Origin of the sequence: Sanguibacter sp. HDW7 (assembly GCF_011300875.1) — a bacterium.
Lineage (GTDB): Bacteria > Actinomycetota > Actinomycetes > Actinomycetales > Cellulomonadaceae > Flavimobilis.
Map to the genome: position 1 here is coordinate 2394660 of NZ_CP049862.1, position 17242 is coordinate 2411901.

General features: G+C 73.9%; 15 protein-coding genes. 9 read left to right on the top strand and 6 right to left on the bottom strand.

The window, feature by feature from the left end; genetic code table 11:
- Window positions 1-27 precede the first annotated feature (27 nt).
- Window positions 28-1449 (top strand): MFS transporter, encoded by a 1422-nt coding sequence (locus tag G7063_RS10940; RefSeq protein ID WP_166414421.1) that lies wholly within the window; start codon window positions 28-30, stop codon window positions 1447-1449.
- Between the two features lie 146 nt (window positions 1450-1595).
- Here G7063_RS10940 and G7063_RS10945 read toward each other — a convergent pair whose 3' ends face one another.
- The 3 genes from G7063_RS10945 to G7063_RS10955 all read right to left on the bottom strand — a co-directional run bounded on the left by G7063_RS10945 (window position 1596) and on the right by G7063_RS10955 (window position 4699).
- A complete protein-coding gene (locus tag G7063_RS10945) occupies window positions 1596-2186 on the bottom strand; it encodes a DUF664 domain-containing protein (RefSeq protein WP_240916044.1) in 591 nt (196 codons plus the stop codon).
- Window positions 2187-2381: 195 nt separating this feature from the next.
- Window positions 2382-3944, bottom strand: a complete 1563-nt coding sequence (locus G7063_RS10950; RefSeq protein ID WP_166414422.1) for a hypothetical protein — start codon at window positions 3942-3944, stop codon at window positions 2382-2384.
- Window positions 3926-4699 (bottom strand): ABC transporter ATP-binding protein, encoded by a 774-nt coding sequence (locus G7063_RS10955; RefSeq protein ID WP_166414423.1) that lies wholly within the window; start codon window positions 4697-4699, stop codon window positions 3926-3928. Before G7063_RS10955 ends, G7063_RS10950 begins: the two co-directional genes overlap by 19 nt.
- A 53-nt stretch (window positions 4700-4752) precedes the next feature.
- Between G7063_RS10955 and G7063_RS10960 the strand changes: the two genes are divergently transcribed.
- Window positions 4753-6063, top strand: coding sequence for a DNA recombination protein RmuC (locus G7063_RS10960; RefSeq protein WP_166414424.1), 1311 nt, complete (start codon window positions 4753-4755; stop codon window positions 6061-6063).
- 23 nt (window positions 6064-6086) lie between these two features.
- The gene (cysM, locus tag G7063_RS10965) at window positions 6087-6992 is read left to right on the top strand and encodes a cysteine synthase CysM (protein ID WP_166414425.1); all 906 of its coding nucleotides are present in this window, start codon (window positions 6087-6089) and stop codon (window positions 6990-6992) included.
- A gap of 68 nt (window positions 6993-7060) precedes the next feature.
- On the opposite strand, the gene G7063_RS10970 is transcribed toward cysM, so the two are convergent.
- The gene (locus tag G7063_RS10970) at window positions 7061-8113 is read right to left on the bottom strand and encodes a 4-hydroxy-3-methylbut-2-enyl diphosphate reductase (protein WP_166414426.1); all 1053 of its coding nucleotides are present in this window, start codon (window positions 8111-8113) and stop codon (window positions 7061-7063) included.
- Window positions 8114-8294: 181 nt separating this feature from the next.
- Between G7063_RS10970 and xseA the strand changes: the two genes are divergently transcribed.
- Complete coding sequence (xseA, locus tag G7063_RS10975; RefSeq protein WP_166414427.1) at window positions 8295-9548, top strand: exodeoxyribonuclease VII large subunit; 1254 nt, start codon at window positions 8295-8297, stop codon at window positions 9546-9548.
- 62 nt (window positions 9549-9610) lie between these two features.
- Here xseA and G7063_RS10980 read toward each other — a convergent pair whose 3' ends face one another.
- Window positions 9611-10669, bottom strand: a complete 1059-nt coding sequence (locus tag G7063_RS10980; RefSeq protein ID WP_166414428.1) for a serine hydrolase — start codon at window positions 10667-10669, stop codon at window positions 9611-9613.
- 78 nt (window positions 10670-10747) lie between these two features.
- Here G7063_RS10980 and G7063_RS10985 point away from each other — a divergent pair, with 78 nt between their 5' ends.
- The 5 genes from G7063_RS10985 to G7063_RS11005 all read left to right on the top strand — a co-directional run bounded on the left by G7063_RS10985 (window position 10748) and on the right by G7063_RS11005 (window position 15538).
- On the top strand, window positions 10748-10984 hold the full coding sequence (locus G7063_RS10985; protein ID WP_166414429.1) for an exodeoxyribonuclease VII small subunit: 237 nt from the start codon (window positions 10748-10750) through the stop codon (window positions 10982-10984).
- Window positions 10981-11934, top strand: coding sequence for a carbohydrate kinase (locus tag G7063_RS10990; protein ID WP_166414430.1), 954 nt, complete (start codon window positions 10981-10983; stop codon window positions 11932-11934). The genes G7063_RS10985 and G7063_RS10990 overlap by 4 nt, the downstream gene beginning before the upstream one ends.
- A 94-nt stretch (window positions 11935-12028) precedes the next feature.
- A complete protein-coding gene (locus G7063_RS10995; protein WP_166414431.1) occupies window positions 12029-12688 on the top strand; it encodes a carbonic anhydrase in 660 nt (219 codons plus the stop codon).
- Between the two features lie 114 nt (window positions 12689-12802).
- Window positions 12803-14239, top strand: coding sequence for a class II fumarate hydratase (locus tag G7063_RS11000; protein ID WP_166414432.1), 1437 nt, complete (start codon window positions 12803-12805; stop codon window positions 14237-14239).
- Window positions 14240-14440: 201 nt separating this feature from the next.
- The gene (locus tag G7063_RS11005) at window positions 14441-15538 is read left to right on the top strand and encodes an FUSC family protein (protein WP_166414433.1); all 1098 of its coding nucleotides are present in this window, start codon (window positions 14441-14443) and stop codon (window positions 15536-15538) included.
- 31 nt (window positions 15539-15569) lie between these two features.
- On the opposite strand, the gene G7063_RS11010 is transcribed toward G7063_RS11005, so the two are convergent.
- Window positions 15570-17177 carry an MDR family MFS transporter gene (locus tag G7063_RS11010; RefSeq protein WP_240916045.1) on the bottom strand — a complete coding sequence of 536 codons (1608 nt, stop codon included), beginning with the start codon at window positions 17175-17177 and terminating at the stop codon, window positions 15570-15572.
- Window positions 17178-17242 lie beyond the last annotated feature (65 nt).

The window sequence follows — 17242 nt, forward strand, 5'->3', positions numbered from 1 at the left end:
CCCCCGCGGGAGGGCTAGGGTTGACCGGTGCACGACCTCCCGAACGCCGCTCCCCGTCAGACCATGCTCATCGTCGGGATGGTCACCCTCATCACCGCCGGAGCGTTCGAGGCGCTCGCCGTCGCGACGGCCATGGCGACGATCGCGCGGGCTCTCGACGGCATGGCCCTGTACTCGGCGGCGTTCGCGGTGACGCTCGCGACGAGCGTCGTCGGCATGGTCGCGTCGGGCGTCGTCGCCGACCGCGCGCGGCCGGCGCTGCCGATGCTGCTCGGCGTGGGGACGTTCGCGTCCGGCCTGGTCATCGCGTCGTTCACGCCGTCGATGGGGCTGCTGCTCGTCGGGCGGGCGCTGCAGGGCCTCGGCCAGGGCGCGTACGTCGTCGCGCTCTACATGGTCGTCGCGCGCGCGTTCGCTCCGGCTCAGCGCGCCCGCGTCTTCGCGTGGTTCGCCGCGGCGTGGGTCGTGCCGTCGCTCGTGGGGCCCGTCATCGCGGGCGTCGTCGTCGACACGATCGGCTGGCGCTGGGTGTTCGGCGCGGTCGCGCTCGTCGCCGCGCCGGCGGCCGTCGTCGTCCTGCGGACGACGTGGCGCGTCCCCGGCCCGGACGTCCTGCCCGACGCCGCCACGACGCGCGCGGGGGTGCGGCGCATCGGCTGGGGCGTCGTCGCGGGCGTCGGCGTCACCGTCGTCACCCTCGCGACCGAGAGCGGCGGCACCGCCGGCGTCGTCGTCGGCGCCGCGGGCCTGCTCGCGGCCCTCGTGGCCGCACGATTCCTCCTCCCGACCGGGACGCTGCGCGCCGGGCGTGGCCTGCCCGCAGTCATCGTGCTGCGCGGCATCATCGCCGCCGCCTACTTCGCGACCGAGGTGATGATCCCGCTCATCCTCCAGACAGAGCGCGGCCTCAGCCCGACGCGCTCCGGCACGATCCTCACGGTCGCCGCTGTCACGTGGGCGACCGGCTCGTGGCTGCGCGGCCGCGGCCGCCTCCCCTCGCTCGTGTACCTGCGGCTCGGCACGACGCTCGCGATCGTCGGCATCGCCGCGTCCGCGACGATCGCGCTGCCCGGCACGCCGCTCGCGATCGGGTGGGTCGCGTGGGGGCTCGCTGGCCTCGGCGCGGGCATCGTCTACCCGACGCTCTCCGTGCTCGTGCTCGACGTCGCGCGGCCCGCCGAGCACGGCGCCGCGACGTCGGCGCTCCAGGTGAGCGACGCCCTCGGCACGTCCCTCGGCATCGCGCTCACGGGCGCGGCCATCCACGGCGTCGTCGCGACGCTCGGTCCCGCGGGCTACCTGCTCGGGTTCGGGATCACCGTGCTGCTCGGGTGCGTCGCGCTGTGGCTCGCGGGGCGCACGACGCTGCCCGACGGCGACCTGGCTGACGTTCACGCGCCCGACGGGGCTCTGCCCGACGGCCCCGCACCGGGCGGCTCCGCGACCTGACCGGACGCGCCCGCACGGGCGCGCCCCCTGCAGGTTCGAGTCCTGTCGGGGCCCGCGCGCTCGTCGCTGCCTCCGCTCAGCGGCGATCGCGTCGACGACCAGTTCGTCAGGGGCCAGCCGACCAGGCCCCTACGTGCGTCGCCGCCTCAGCCACCGAACAGCGCAGGCGCCCCCGGCGCGCTCACCGGACGCCACCCCGACGGCGGGTCCTCCCCCACGCGCCCGTCGACCGACTCCCGGAGGAGGTCCGCGTGGCCCGTGTGCCGGCCGTACTCCTCGACGAGGTCGAACAGCAGCCGGCGCAGGCTCACGTCCTCGCCGGCGAACCGCGACTGGAACGTCACCCGGTCGAGACCACCGTCCGCGAGCGCCGCCGCGAGCCGTGCGTGCGACCTGGCGACGGCCCCGTCGTAGAGCGCGTAGAGCTCGCCGGGCTCGTCGTCCGCCGCGGACTCGAGCGCCCACCCGAACGGGTCCTCGCAATGCTCGTCCCACGGGTCGCCCGGCGCAGAACCGTCGAGCTTGAACGTCAGCATCATGTCCTCGCACACCGCGAGGTGCTTGAGCAGACCGCCGAGGGTGAGCGTCGACCGCCCCGTCCGCAGCGCGAGCCCCTCGGCGCCGAGGCCGTCGGCCTTCCACCGGAACGTCGTGCGCAGCCGGTCGAGGGCGCCCGTGAGGTGCGCGATCTCGTCACCCGCGCGCGGCGGCTCCCACGGGTCCCACGTCATCGACATGGGGTCGACGGTAGACGGCGCGGGGTTCGCGCGCACGGGTGATGCGGCTGGAATGAAGGTGTCGGGTACGGAGTCAGGCCACGACCTCGGGCAGGGCCGTCGGGCAACACGGTCGGGCAACACCGTCGGGCACGGCCGTCGGGCAGAGCCGTCGTCGTGCGGAACCGTCGTCGTGCGGAACCGACGCGCGCGCCGCTACCCCCGCGAGCGCAACGTGTGCAGGAGCTCCGGCACACGCGCGTCGTAGACGCGCGCACCACCGCGCAGACCCGCGACGAGCAGCACGACCCCGAGCACCAGCCCGAGCGCGAGCCCGCCCCAGCCCGCCGCCGCCGACCCCCGCCACGCGAGCACCGCGAGCACCACGGACGGCGCCGCGAGCACCGCGACGACGATCCACGCGAGCGACTGCACGAAGAGGTTCGCCGTCGCTGAGCCGTGCGGCGTCGAGAACGGTCCGTCCCCGGGCGCGGGCACCGCGAACAGCACCCAGGCTGACACGAGCGAGGAGATGCCGAGCGAACCACCGAGCAGCAGCAGCGACAGCCCGAGCGACGCCGGCAGGAGGTCCCACCGGTCCGCCCGCCACGCCCCGGCGACGAGCGTCAGCGCGACCATCGGGAGGGCCACCGCGACGACCGCGAGCGCACGCCCCGTCCGGTCGGCGATACCCCGCACGCCCGCCGACGCGTGCAGCCAGAACGCGGAGGAGTCCATCGCGATGTCTGCGACGACGGCCCAGCCGAGCGTGAAGGCGACGATCGCCGGCGCGACGATCGTCGTCACGGGAGCGGCCCCCTGCGCCAGCACGTGCAACGACACGACGAGAACCGGCAGGACCGTGAGGTTCGACATGTAGCGCGAGTCGCGACCCCAGTACGTGAGGCTGCGCGCGAGCACCGCCCCCGTCGGCGTCGCGGGCAGCCGGCCGAACCAGCCCGTGCCGTGCTGCGCGACGACGCCCGGGCGCGGCGGCGGCGACGTGAGTGCACGCTCGAGGCCCCGGTCCCACAGCAGGACGAGCACCCCGGCGGTGACGAGCGCGATCGCGAGGTGCGCGGCCGCCCGGCCCCAGCGGCCCTGCACGACGTCCACCTGGACCGCCCACACCGCTCCCGGCGGGGTCCAGCCGACGATCTCGATAAGTGCGGGAGCGACGTCCGCGCCGCGCCGCAGCGCGCGCAGCGACTGCCCGAGCGCCGGCGCCACGACGACGATCGGAGCGAGCGCGAGCACCCCGACGACCTCGCGGAAGCGCCGCGCGGCCAGCAGCGGCTCCGCGAGCAGCGCGAACGCGCGGGAGCCCGCGACGCACGTGAGCATGAGGAGCGGCAGCAGCAGGAGCCCGACGATCATGGGCAGCACGTCGGGCAGCCACACGAGCAGCCCGGCCGCGGCGATCGCGAGGGTCGTGAGCCCCGGGATGCCGAGGAGCCCGGCGATCGCGAGTCCTGCGAGCAGGTGCCGGCGCGGCACCGCGAGGAGCGAGAACCGTCGCGGGTCGAGCGCCGAGTCGACGCCGAACGCGAGCAGCGGCACGACCCACCAGCCGATGACGACGAGCGCGCCGCCGACGATGAGCGTGATGTCCCACGCCTCCTCGGCGATCGTCCGCGTGTAGGCCATCGACCCGACGAGCACGAGCGAGATGAGGACGGCGTTGAGCAGGCCCAGCAGGAGGCCGACGATCTGCCACGGGCTCCGCCGCAGGCTGCCGGCCCACAGCGTGAGCCGCAGCCTCACGACGTGTGCAACCACTGCAGCCCCTCGGTCGTGCGGCGGCCGCCGACGAGCTCGACGAAGCGGTCCTCGAGCGAAGACCCTCCCCGCACCTCGTCGACCGTCCCCGCGGACAGCACGCGGCCGCCGGCGACGATCGCGACGTGGTCGCACATGCGCTCGACGAGATCCATGACGTGCGACGACACGACGACGGTGCCGCCGCCCGCGACGAACTGGCCGAGGATGTCGCGGATGTTCGCGGCCGAGACCGGGTCGACAGCCTCGAAGGGCTCGTCGAGCACCATGACGCGCGGGCCGTGGACGATCGCCGTGGCGAGCGCGACCTTCTTCGTCATGCCCGCGGAGTAGTCGGAGACGAGCGTGCCCCCGGCGTGCTCGAGATCGAGCGCGGCAAGGAGCTCGGCGGTGCGTGCGGCGACGACGTCGCGGTCGAGGCCGCGCAGGAGCCCCGCGTACGTGATGAGCTGAGCGCCCGTGAGGCGGTCGAAGAGGCGGACTCCGTCGGGCAGCGCCCCGAGGAGCCGTTTGCCGACGTCCGGATCCGCCCACAGGTCGGTGCCATGGATGCTCACGTGGCCCGCGTCCGGGCGCAGGAGGCCCGTGATCATCGAGAGGGTCGTCGTCTTCCCGGCGCCGTTGGGGCCGACGACGCCGTAGAACGAGCCCGTCGGCACGAGGAGGTCGAGACCCGCGACCGCGACGGTCGTCCCGAAGCGTCGCCACAGGCCGCGCGCCTCGATCGCGAGCGGTGCGTTCCCCGGAGAATCCATGCGCTGAGCCTAACGTTCGCGTGAATGTCGGAGGCACGTGCTTGGGTCGTGGCATGGACGACCCGACTGCTCTTCTCGCGTTGCTCGCCGCGCTCGCCGTGGGTGCTGTGCTCGGCTACCTCGGTGCGGTCGTGCGTGGTGCACGCGCGGACCGCGAGCATGCGCTGCGCGCCGAACGGCTCGGGGCGGAGCTCGAGTCCGAGCGGCGCGCGGGTGCCGCACGGCTCGCAGCCGAGGCTGAGGCGGGACGGCACGCCGAGGACCGCTTCCGTGTGCTCGCCGCCGAGGCCCTCGCCTCGAGCCAGGAGCAGTTCCTCGGCCTCGCCGAGCAGCGGCTGCGCACGACGCAGGTCGCCGGGCAGGCCGACATGCTGCGGCGCGAGGAGTCGGTGCGGGCGCTCGTCGACCCCATCGCGACGACGCTCGCCCAGCTCCGCGGCGAGGTGACGGCCGCCGAGCGCGCACGCCTCGCGGGCAGCGCGAGCCTCGGCGAGCAGGTGCGGGCCATGCGGGAGTCCTCCGAGCTCCTGCGGCAGGAGACCGGGCGGCTCGTCGCGGCCCTGCGCACGAGCGACGTCCGCGGCCGCTGGGGTGAGACCCAGCTGCGACGCGTCGTCGAGGCCGCGGGGCTTGTCGACCGCGTCGACTTCGACGAGCAGGTCCACGTCCGCACCGACGACGGGGCTCTGCGCCCCGACATGGTCGTGCGGCTCGCGGGCGGCAAGAACGTCGTCGTCGACGCGAAGGTCCCCTTCTCCGCCTATCTCGAAGCCTGCGAGAGCGACGATCCGGCGGTGCGCACCGAACGCCTCGCCGCGCACGCGCGCGCCGTGCGGCGCCACATCGACGAGCTCGGCGGCAAGCGCTACTGGGAGCACCTCGCGCCGTCGCCCGAGTTCGTCGTGCTCTTCGTCCCCGCCGAGCCCTTCCTCCATGCGGCGCTCGAGGCCGACGGCGGGCTCGTCGAGCACGCCTTCTCCCGGAACGTCGTCGTCGCGACACCCATGACGCTGCTCGCGCTCCTGCGGACCGTCGCGCACGCGTGGCGCGAGGAGACGCTCGCCGAGAACGCGCAGCAGGTCCTCACGCTCGGGCGCGAGCTCCACACGCGGCTCGGCACCCTCTCGGGGCACCTCGGCAAGGTCGGCCGCGCGATCGAGTCCGCGGCCGGCGCGTACAACCAGGCCGTCGGCTCGCTCGAGTCCCGCGTCCTCGTCACGGCCCGCCGGTTCCGCGACCTCGGCGTCACCGATGCCGAGCTCGAGGCACCCCCGGCCGCGACACCGCTGCTCTCCGTGCTCGCCACGCGGGACGACGACGCGACCGGCGGCGGCCTCACCGCGGACGTGCGTAGCCTGGGCTGAGCACCGCCGACGGAAGGAACTCCATGACCGGGCCCGACTACCCCACGCTCGAGGACACCGTCGGACGCACCCCGCTCGTGCGCCTGCAGCGCCTCGCCGAGGACGCCGCGACGGGCACCGTCGTCCTGGCCAAGCTCGAGGGCACCAACCCCGCAGGCTCCGTCAAGGACCGCCCCGCGCTCAACATGATCCAGCGCGCCGAGGAGCGAGGCACGATCCGCACCGGCGACACGCTCATCGAGGCGACGAGCGGCAACACCGGCATCGCCCTCGCCATGGCCGCCGCCATCAAGGGCTACCGCATGGTCATCGTCATGCCCGGCGACCTCTCCGTCGAGCGCATCCGCACCATGCGCGCGTACGGTGCCGAGCTCGTCCTCACCGACCCCGCGCTCGGCATGGAGCACGCCCGCGACCTCGTCGCCGGCATGGCCGCGCGCGGCGAGGGCGTCGTCCTCGACCAGTTCGCCAACCCCGACAACCCCGACGCCCACCACCGCACGACGGGCCCAGAGATCTGGGAGGCCACGCGCGGACGCGTCACCCACCTCGTCTCGTCCATGGGAACCACCGGCACGATCGTCGGCGCGGGCCGCTACCTCAAGGAGCGCAGCCCGGACGTGCAGGTCATCGGCGTCCAGCCCGCCGAGGGTGCGCGCATCGCCGGTATCCGCGCCTGGCCAGCCGAGTACCTGCCCGCGATCCACGACCCCTCCGTCATCGACGAGGTCCGCACGGTCACGCAGGGCGACGCCGAGGACACGACGCGTGCGCTCGCCGCCCGCGAGGGCATCTTCGCGGGGGTCTCCGCTGGTGGTGCGACCGCCGTCGCGCTGCGGCTCGCGCGCGAGGTCGAGGACGGCACGATCGTCGTCGTCCTGCCCGACCGCGGCGACCGCTACCTCTCGACCGGGGTGTTCCCCGACTGACGCGCTGCCCGTCAACGCCGACGGCCGGTCACCCCGCGGGGGTGACCGGCCGTCGGCGCACGTACCTGTCAGACGGCGTCGACCTTGAGCGCGCGACGCCCCTCACGCTCCGGGCGACCCGATCCCTGGCCTGCAGCCTTGAGCGCACCACGCAGCTCGCGCGGCAGCGAGAACATGAGGTCCTCCGTCGCCGTGCGGACCTCCTCGACCTCGCCGTAGCCACGCTCCGCGAGGAAGCGCAGGACGTCCTCGACGAGGATCTCGGGCACCGACGCGCCCGAGGTCACGCCGACCGTCGTCACGCCCTCGAGCCACGCCGGGTCGATCTCCTTGGCGTAGTCGATGAGGTGCGCGTCGTTCGCGCCCGCGTCCTTGGCGACCTCCATGAGGCGCACCGAGTTCGACGAGTTGCGCGAGCCCACGACGATGACGAGCTCGCAGCGCGGCGCGAGCTTCTTCACGGCCACCTGACGGTTCTGCGTCGCGTAGCAGATGTCGTCGCTCGGCGGGTCCTGGAGCGTCGGGAACCGCTCGCGCAGGCGCGTCACGGTCTCCATCGTCTCGTCGACCGAGAGCGTCGTCTGCGAGATCCACACGACCTTGCTCGGGTCGCGCACGACGACCTTGTCGACCTCGTCGGGCGAGTTGACGATCTGGATGTGCTCGGGGGCCTCGCCCGCCGTGCCCTCGACCTCCTCGTGGCCGTCGTGCCCGATGAGGAGGATGTCGTAGTCCTCGGACGCGAACTTCACAGCCTCCTTGTGGACCTTCGTGACGAGCGGGCACGTCGCGTCGATCGTCTCGAGCGAGCGCGCCGCAGCAGCCTCGTGGACCGCCGGGGACACGCCGTGCGCCGAGAACACGACGCGCGCGCCCTCGGGCACCTCGTCGGTGTCGTCGACGAAGATCGCGCCACGGTCGGCAAGGGTCTCGACGACGTACTTGTTGTGCACGATCTCCTTGCGCACGTAGATCGGAGCACCGTAGTGCTCGAGGGCCTTCTCGACGGCGACGACCGCGCGGTCGACGCCCGCGCAGTAGCCGCGGGGCGCTGCGAGAAGGACCCGTCCGGTCGTCGGGGCGTCGGTCGCGGGGGCCGGCGAGGCAGTGGAGGTGGTCACCCGGCCAGTCTAGGTGAGGGCCCCAGCCCGGAGCCGTGACGCACCCCACCCTCCCCACCCTCTCCCCGATACCCCGACTCGTAGGTCCGGAGCACCATCGAACTGTGCTCCATACCTACGAGTCGCTGAAGGGTGCAAGAGAGAAGGGTCGGATGTCGGTGGGGGCGGGCATGATGGGCGCGTGACCTCCGACGAGCAGAGCCCGGCCGGGCGCGCCCCGCTTCCCGCGCGAGCCCTCGACACGACCGCCGAGAACCCCTGGCCCGTCCGCCTGCTCTCGCAGAAGATCGCCGACTACATGGCCAGGATGAGCCCCACCTGGGTCGAGGGGCAGGTCGTCCAGCTCAACCGCCGGCCCGGCGCATCGATGGCCTTCCTCACGCTGCGTGACACCGACGCCGACGTCTCGCTGCCCGTCGCGATGTACGCGAACGTCCTCGCCAAGCAGCAGGTGCCGCTCACCGAGGGCGCGCACGTCGTCGTCCACGCGACCCCGACGTTCTGGAAGGGCCGCGGCTCGTTCCAGATGCAGGCCGACGAGATCCGCCCCGTCGGCACGGGCGAGCTGCTCGCCCGCATCGAGCACCTCAAGAAGGTCCTCGCGGCCGAGGGCCTCTTCGACGAGAGCCGCAAGCGTCCGCTGCCGTTCCTGCCGCGGGTCGTCGGGCTCGTGTGCGGGCGGGAGTCGAAGGCCGAGCACGACGTCGTCGTCAACGCGCGCGCCCGCTGGCCTCAGGTGCGCTTCGAGATCCGCGAGGTCGCGGTGCAGGGCAAGGACGCGGTGCACCAGGTGAGCGCCGCGATCGCCGAGCTTGACGCGATGGACGACGTCGAGGTCGTCGTCGTCGCGCGCGGTGGCGGCGCGGTCGAGGACCTCCTGCCGTTCTCCAACGAGGCGCTCGTGCGGGCCGCGGCCGCGTGCCGCACGCCGCTCGTCTCCGCGATCGGCCACGAGACCGACGCGCCGCTGCTCGACCTCGTCGCCGACTACCGCGCGTCGACGCCGACGGACGCGGCCAAGCGCATCGTGCCCGACGTCGCCGAGGAACGGCTGCGGCTCCGACAGTCGCGTCAGCGCGCGACGCTCGCGGTACGCGCGCTGCTCGACCGCGAGGAGCGCGGGCTCGAGCAGGTGCGCTCACGCCCCGCGCTGGCCCGGCCGACGTCGATGGTCGACGCACGCGAGGCCGATGTCGCCCGGGCCCGCGAGCGCGGCCGCACCGCGTTCGGCACGGCGCTGCTGCGCGGCGGCGCGGAGGTAGCGACCCTGCGCGCGCAGGTGCGGGCGCTCTCCCCCGCCGCCGTGCTCGAGCGCGGGTACGCGGTCGTCCAGCTCGCCGACGGCTCCGTGCTGCGCGAGCCCGGCCAGGTGACGGCGGGCGACGCGCTGCGCGTGCGCCTCGCGGACGGCGAGGTCGCGGCCGAGGCTCGCTGAGCCACGCACGCAGCACACGTGGCGGAGCGCCGTCGGACGGAGATCCGAGCCCGCCCGGGGTCCTATCCGCGCAGCGCCGCCCGCACCGCCCGCCACGCGCCGTCGAGCATGCCCTCGCCGTTGCAGAGGATGACGACGGTCGCGTCCGTCGGCACGTCGTAGCGCACGTACGCCTCGACACCCGGGTCGCCGCCGTCGTGCCCGAGCGCGCCGTCCTCGAGGACGTAGACGCCGTGGCCCATCGAGGCGTCGACGTCGATGCGCGGGCCCACCGTACGCATGAGCCGTGCGACCTCACCGCCGAGGAGCGTGCCGTCGCCGAGGGCGCGGGCGAATCGTGTCGCGTCGTCGGCAGTGAGCAAGCAGCCGCCGTCACCCCCGCCGACGACAGGCACGGACAGGACGTTCGAGCGCCACGACGCGTCGCGGCGGCGGGGCAGGTAGCCGGTCGCGACGTCGGGGTGCGCCTCGTCGAGCCGCAGGTAGCCGCTCGACGTCATGCCCGTGGGCCGCAGGACGCGCTCGGTCACGCGGTCGGTGAACCTGTCACCGGTGACCTCCTCGAGCAGTGCGGCGAGCAGCACGTAGCCGCTGTTGCAGTAGTGGAACCCCTCGCCGGGCTCGGCGACGGCCGGCAGGTCGGCGTAGAGCGGCAGGAAGTCGTCGGGCCGTTCCATCGTCACGGACGGGGTCGTGCGCCACAGCGCCGCGTAGTCGGGGACGTAGCCGTCCAGCGTGTCGTCCTCCTCGGCGTAGTCGCCGATGCCCGAGGTGTGCGTGAGCAGGTGACGGACGGTGACGCGCGGGTCGAGCGTGCGGGGACGACGCGCGGCGGGCAGGAGGTCCGTGACGAGGTCGTCGAGGTCGAGCAGGCCGGCGACGGACGCGTCGAGCACGGCGGCGGCCGTGAGCATCTTCGAGACGCTCGCGGTGCCGAATCGGTCGGCGAACGTCACGGGCCGCCCCGCGGCATGGTCGGCGGTTCCGAGGGCGAGGCGCAGCCAGGGTCCGTCGGGTCCCTCGACGACGACGACCCCGGAGAACCTGTCGCGGGCAGCCATCTCGCGCAGCGCCTGCGCCACCTCGTCCCACCCGGTTGCCACGTGCTCGTGCTCGCTCATGGTTCAAGCGTGGCACGCGCACGGCCCGCGGGGCACACGCTTTCCGCGGATGTCGGCGGCTGCCGCTACCGTAGACCCGTGCCCGAGACCCCGCTTCCCGACGTCGCCGACCTCTCCTACGAGCAGGCCCGCGACGAGCTCGTCCAGGTCGTCGCCCGCCTCGAGGCCGGCGGCGAGACCCTCGAGGGGAGCCTCGCGCTCTGGGAGCGTGGCGAGGCCCTCGCCGCGCGTTGCCAGGAGTGGCTCGACGGCGCCCGCGAGCGTCTCGACGCCGCGACCCGTGCGGGCCGCGAGAACGCCGGTGACGAGGCGTGAGCCCCCACGGTCCTGCGCGGTCGTCGACGACCGGACGTGCGCTCGTCGTCGGCGAGGCGCTCATCGACGTCGTCCGTCGCCGTGACGGCACCGTCGACGAGCGCCCGGGTGGCAGCCCTGCGAACGTCGCGCTGACGCTCGGTCGGCTCGCGCGCCAGGTCGACCTGCTCACGTGGATCGGCGAGGACGCGTACGGCGCGATGGTCCGCCGCTGGCTCGAGGGGTCGCGCGTCGACCTCCACCCGGGGTCGACGGGTGCGCCCGAGACCTCGCTCGCGATCGCGACCCTCGACCATCGAGGCATCGCGAGCTACGACTTCGAGCTCGAGTGGCGGCTGCCGTCGTCGGTCGACGTCGACCCGTCCACGCTCGTCGTCCACACCGGCTCGCTCGCGACCGCGCTCGCTCCCGGCGCGGACATGGTCGCGGACCTTCTCGCGGTGCAGCGGCGGTCGTCGACGATCACGTACGACCCCAACGTGCGGCCGGCCGTCCTCGGCCATCCGCTCACCGCCGCGCCCGCCGTCGAGCGGTTCCTCATGCTCGCGGACGTCGTCAAGGTCTCCCGCACGGGTCTCGCGTGGCTCTACCCGCATCGCGCCCCGGAGGTCTCGGCCGCGCTGTGGCACAAGCGGTCGGGTGCCGTCGTCGTCCTCTCGCAGGGCGCGGAGGGCGCGAGCGCGTGGGCGTCGACGGGCCGCGTCGACGTCCCCGCGACCCCCGTCGAGGTCGCTGACACGGTCGGCGCGGGCGACGCGTTCATGGGAACGCTGCTCGACGGCCTGTGGGCGCACGACCTGCTCGGTGCGGCGCGGCGTGCGGAGCTGCGCGCGATCCCCACGGACGTGCTCACGGAGGTCCTCACGCGCGCCGTGCGCGCGGCCGCCATCACGGCGTCCCGCACAGGTGCGAACCCGCCACGACTCACGGAGCTCGACGGCGAGGTCTGAACGCACCGACGCCCGGACGTGCCCGGGCATCCTGACGTGCGGTCATCTCGTGGACGCACCTGCGCCCGACGCCACCCGGGAGCACAATGCGGTCATGACGACGAACCCTGTGCCCCAGCCCGTCGACTCGCCCGCCGCCGCGTGGGCCGCCCTCAAGGCGGGCAACGCCCGCTTCGTGTCGGACGCGATGCTCCATCCGTCCCAGGGCGCCGCCCGACGCGCGGAGCTCGCCGTCGCGCAGAACCCGTTCACGGTGATCTTCGGCTGCTCCGACTCCCGTGTCGCTGCCGAGATCATCTTCGACCAGGGCCTGGGCGACGCGTTCGTCGTCCGCACCGCGGGCCACGTGCTCGACACGACCGTCATCGGCTCGATCGAGTACGGCATCGGCATCCTCGACGCCCAGCTCATCGTCGTGCTCGCGCACGACTCGTGCGGCGCGATCGCCGCCGCCGCGCACACCCTCGCGACGGGCGAGCAGACCGACGGCTTCGTCCGCGCGGTCGTCGACCGGGTCATCCCCTCGATCGTCGGCGCGACCGGCGAGGGCGTCGACATCCTCGACCCCGACACGCTGCGCCGCCAGCACGTCCGTCACACGGTCGACCAGCTCTACGGCTACTCGGCCGCCATCAAGGCCGAGGTCGACGCGGGCACCGTCGCGATCGTCGGCGTCGAGTACACGCTTGCCGACGGCCGGGCGACGCTCCTCTCGGTCAAGGGCGACGTCGGCGAGGAGCCGGTCGCGCACTGACCCACCGACGGGGCGCACGCCGCAGGGCGAGCGCCCCGTCGGCAGGTGTGACCTGGGTCCCACTCCGCACCGGCCGGGTCGATACCGACCGCCACCGTGCGGCACGATGGACCCATGACTGACAACGCCGTCGGCGCCGCGCCGAACTCTGCCCAGGACGCCGACTTCCGCATCGAGCACGACACGATGGGCGAGGTCCGGGTCCCCGCCGCCGCCCTCTACCGGGCGCAGACGCAGCGCGCCGTCGAGAACTTCCCGATCTCCGGCTCCGCGCTCGAGCGCGGCCACATCGAGGCCCTCGCGCGCATCAAGAAGGCCGCGGCCCGCGCGAACGCCGAGCTCGGCGTGCTTCCCCAGGACGTCGCGGACGCGATCGTCGCAGCGGCCGACGAGGTCGCGACGGGTGCGCACGACGCCCACTTCCCGGTCGACGTCTACCAGACCGGCTCGGGCACGTCGTCGAACATGAACACGAACGAGGTCCTCGCGACGCTCGCGACCCGCCACCTCGGCCGCGAGGTGCACCCGAACGACCACGTCAACGCGTCGCAGTCGTCGAACGACGTCTTCCCGACGTCGGCGCACGTCGCCGCGACCGCGGGCGTCGTCCTCGACCTCGTCCCCGCGCTCACGCACCTTGCGGACGTCCTCGGCGCGAAGGCTGCCGAGTTCGCGGACGTCGTGAAGTCCGGCCGCACGCACCTCATGGACGCGACGCCCGTGACGCTCGGCCAGGAGTTCGGCGGCTACGCGGCCGCGATCCGCTACGGCGTCGAGCGCCTTGAGGCGGCCCTCCCCCGCGCAGCGGAGGTCCCCCTCGGCGGCACGGCCGTCGGCACGGGCATCAACACGCCCGCGGGCTTCCCGCAGCGCGTCATCGCGCTCCTCGTCGAGGACACGGGCCTGCCGCTCACCGAGGCGCGCGACCACTTCGAGGCGCAGTCTGCCCGCGACGGCCTCGTCGAGCTCTCGGGCGCGCTGCGCACGATCGCGGTCTCCCTCACGAAGATCTGCAACGACATCCGCTGGATGGGCTCGGGCCCCAACACGGGCCTCGGCGAGATCTTCATCCCCGACCTGCAGCCCGGCTCGTCGATCATGCCGGGCAAGGTCAACCCCGTCGTGCCGGAGGCCGTGCTCATGGTGGCCGCGCGCGTCATCGGCAACGACGCGACGGTCGCCTGGGCCGGTGCGTCGGGCTCGTTCGAGCTCAACGTGCAGATCCCCGTCATCGCGTCGGCGATCCTCGAGTCGATCCGCCTGCTCGCGAGCTCGTCGCGCGTCCTCGCGGACCGCACTGTCGCGGGCATCACGGCGAACGTCGAGCGGGCGCGCGCGCTCGCCGAGTCGTCGCCGTCGATCGTCACGCCGCTCAACCGCGTCATCGGCTACGAGGCCGCGGCAAAGGTCGCCAAGCACGCCGTCAAGGCGGGCGTCACGGTCCGTCAGGCCGTCGTCGACCTCGGCTTCGTCGAGCGTGGCGAGGTCACCGAGGCGCAGCTCGACGAGGCGCTCGACGTCATGAGCATGACCCGTCCGCCGCAGGCCTGAGCCACGCGGCACCGCACCCGGCCCCGGACGCCCCACGGCGTCCGGGGCCGGCGTCGTCGGGGACGGCCCCAGCGGGGCCTCAACGAGGCGGACGTAAGATCGGATGTCCCCCGCGCGACCCTCCTGGACGGAACCACGCCCACGCACGACGACGACGAGCAGCCTCACCTCACGCCCGCCGAGGGCGCCGACGCCCCTGACGTGCCGCCGGTCCCCGGCCGGATCGCGCACGCACGGGCCGCGCTCGACCACCGACAGCTGCGTGGGGCGCTGCGGCTCCAGCCGGCGCGCGCACGCCGGGTCCACCTCGCCGCCGGGCTCCAGGCAGGCCTCGGGGCGCTCCTCGCACTCGGCCTCACGCACCTCTCGCCGTGGCCGACGCTCGCCGGGTTCGCGGCGCTCGGCGCGATGACGACCCTCTACGGACGTTTCGACCCGCTGCGGGCGCGTCTTCGCGTACTCGGGGTCGTCGGTCTGCTCATGGTCGGGGCGATCGCCGTGACGAGCGTCGCGGTGCTCTGCTCGTCCGGGCTCGCGGTCCCGCTCGTCGTCCCGCTCGTCGTCGTCGGGATCGTCGCCGGAGCGTCGACCGCCGTCATGGTGTACCTCGGCATCGGCGCGCCCGGCGCGACGATCGTCGTGTTCGGCGCCGGTGCGAGCCTCGGCCCCGTCGGGAGCCTCGCCGACGTCGGCCAGCGCACCCTCGCCGGGATCTCGGGGGCGCTGCTCGCGGTCGTCCTCGTCGTCGTGACCGATCGGCTGCGGCCTCGCGTCCTGGTCCCCCCGGCGCCCCCGGGAGCGCCGCTCCCGGACGTCCCCGACGGCCGCGCGATCGTGGCGACGGGCGTGCGCGTCCTCGTCGGCGCGACCGCGGCGGGACTCGTCGCGTTCGCGGCCGGCGCCCAGCACGCGGCCTGGGCCGCGATCGGCGCCGCCGCCGTCCTCCAGGGCACGCACCTGCAGCTCCACGTCGACCGCGCCCTGCAGCGCGCGCTCGGCACGGCGGGCGGCGCGCTCGTCGCGGCGGGGCTCCTGTCGCTCGGCCTCGACTTCTGGCCCACGGTCGTCGTCGTCGCGGTCCTCCAGGTCGTCACAGAGGTGACGATCGGACGCAGCTACGCGCTCGGCCAGCTCACCGTCACCCCGATGGCGCTGCTCGTCAGCGAGCTCGCGGCGCCGTCGGGCGGCGCGGGCCTCCCCCTCGAGCGGGTCGCCGACACCCTGCTGGGCGTCGTGCTCGGGATCCTCGCGACGGTGATCCTCAGCACCCGCGCCCAGCGCGCGCAGCACCACCCCTGACGGGGCGCGGCCCAGCCTGACAGGGCCCGGCTCAGTGCTGCCGCTTCTCCATCGCGAGCGCAGCGAGCAGGCCGATGACGAGCACGCCTGCGGCGAGCATCATCGTCTGCCCGACGGCCGTCGCGAAGCCCGCGTGGACCGCGCCCGTGAACGCCTCGCGCACCTGGGCCGCGACGTCGGCCGGGACGTCCGCGGGAATGTCGAGCGACCCTGCCGCACCCAGCCCGCCGGCACCGTCGCCCGCGACCCGCGCGAGCACGCCGCGTGCGGCCTCGGGCAGGCGCGCGGCCGAGGCCGCGACGGCCGCAGGGATCTCGACCGCGAGACGCGAGGTGAGCGTCGCGACGATGACCGCGGAGCCGATGACGCCTCCGACCTGCCGGTTCATGTTGAAGGCACCCGCGCCGGCTCCGGCGGTCTCGGGAGCGAGGCCCGACGTCGCGAGCGCGGCGAGCGGCGAGAAGACCAGTCCGGTCCCGATCCCGAAGAGCACCATCGGCAGGTAGATGTGCCACACCGCGACCCCGGGCTCGACGACGAGCGCGACCCACGCGACCGAGGTCGCGAGGAAGGCGAAGCCCGCGGCGACGACCCACTTGCCGGGGACGCGGTCGGACAGGCGTCCCGCGAAGGGGGCGACGACGCCCGAGAGCAGCGAGCCCGGCAGGTTGACGAGCGCGGCGTGCAGCGGGCTCAGTCCGAGCACCTGCTGGAGGAACAGCGTCAGGGGGAAGAAGATGCCGATCATCGCGAAGGACGACACCGCGCCCGCGACGTTGGACAGCGCGAAGGTCCGGTGGGTGAAGAGCGACAGCGGCAGGAGGGCGTCGGCCCCGCGTCGCTGCTGCCACAGGATGAATGCGGCCGTGACGAGCACGCCCGCCCCGATGATCCACCACACGGTGACGGGCCCGACGACGGTGCCCCAGTCGAAGGACGCACCCTCCTGGATGCCGAAGACGAGGAGGAAGAGTCCCACGACCGACAGGACGACACCCACGGAGTCGAACGAGCGCGTGTGCGTGGGAAGGTTCGGCAGGGTGCGCAGCGCGAGGACGAGCGCGACGATGCCGACGGGGATGTTGACGTAGAAGATCCACTCCCAGCCGAGGGTCTCGACGAAGAGCCCGCCAAGGAGCGGTCCCGTGATCGTCGCGACGCCGGCGACCGACCCCCAGATGCCCATCGCCGCGCCGCGCTTCGCGGCGGGGAAGACGCGCGTGATCATCGCCATCGTCTGGGGTGTCATGAGTGCGGACCCGACGCCCTGGACGGCGCGGGCCGCGACGAGCAGCTCGATCGACCCCGTGAGCCCCGAGAGGCCGCACGCGAGGGACGAGAGCGTGAAGACGACGAGCCCCCAGACGAAGACCGGCCGCGGCCCGAAGCGGTCGCCGAGCCTGCCCGTGACGAGCAGCAGCACCGCGAACGACAGGAGGTAGGCGCTGTTGACCCAGCCGACTGTCGTGAGCGTCGCGTCGAACGCGGCCTGCAACGTCGGGACCGCGATGTTGACGATCGTCGTGTCGACCATGATGACGAAGAACCCGAGGCACAGCGGCGGCAGGATGCTCCACGGGCTGCGCCCGCCGAGGTCGACGAGGGGGGTGGTGCGGGGCGGTGCGGGAGTGCGGGTCACGGTGCAGGTTAACCACGGTCGGTCCCGGCGGACAACGGCGTCCGCGGACGACGCACGGCGCCGCC

What these genes read in the sequence shown, in the direction of transcription:
- G7063_RS10945 (WP_240916044.1), bottom strand. Translation starts at nt 2,186, where the DNA reads ATGTCGATGACGTGGGACCCGTGGGAGCCGCCGCGCGCGGGTGACGAG.
- G7063_RS10955 (WP_166414423.1), bottom strand. Translation starts at nt 4,699, where the DNA reads ATGGATTCTCCGGGGAACGCACCGCTCGCGATCGAGGCGCGCGGCCTG.
- G7063_RS10960 (WP_166414424.1), top strand. Translation starts at nt 4,753, where the DNA reads ATGGACGACCCGACTGCTCTTCTCGCGTTGCTCGCCGCGCTCGCCGTG.
- cysM (WP_166414425.1), top strand. Translation starts at nt 6,087, where the DNA reads ATGACCGGGCCCGACTACCCCACGCTCGAGGACACCGTCGGACGCACC.
- G7063_RS10980 (WP_166414428.1), bottom strand. Translation starts at nt 10,669, where the DNA reads ATGAGCGAGCACGAGCACGTGGCAACCGGGTGGGACGAGGTGGCGCAG.
- G7063_RS10995 (WP_166414431.1), top strand. Translation starts at nt 12,029, where the DNA reads ATGACGACGAACCCTGTGCCCCAGCCCGTCGACTCGCCCGCCGCCGCG.
- G7063_RS11000 (WP_166414432.1), top strand. Translation starts at nt 12,803, where the DNA reads ATGACTGACAACGCCGTCGGCGCCGCGCCGAACTCTGCCCAGGACGCC.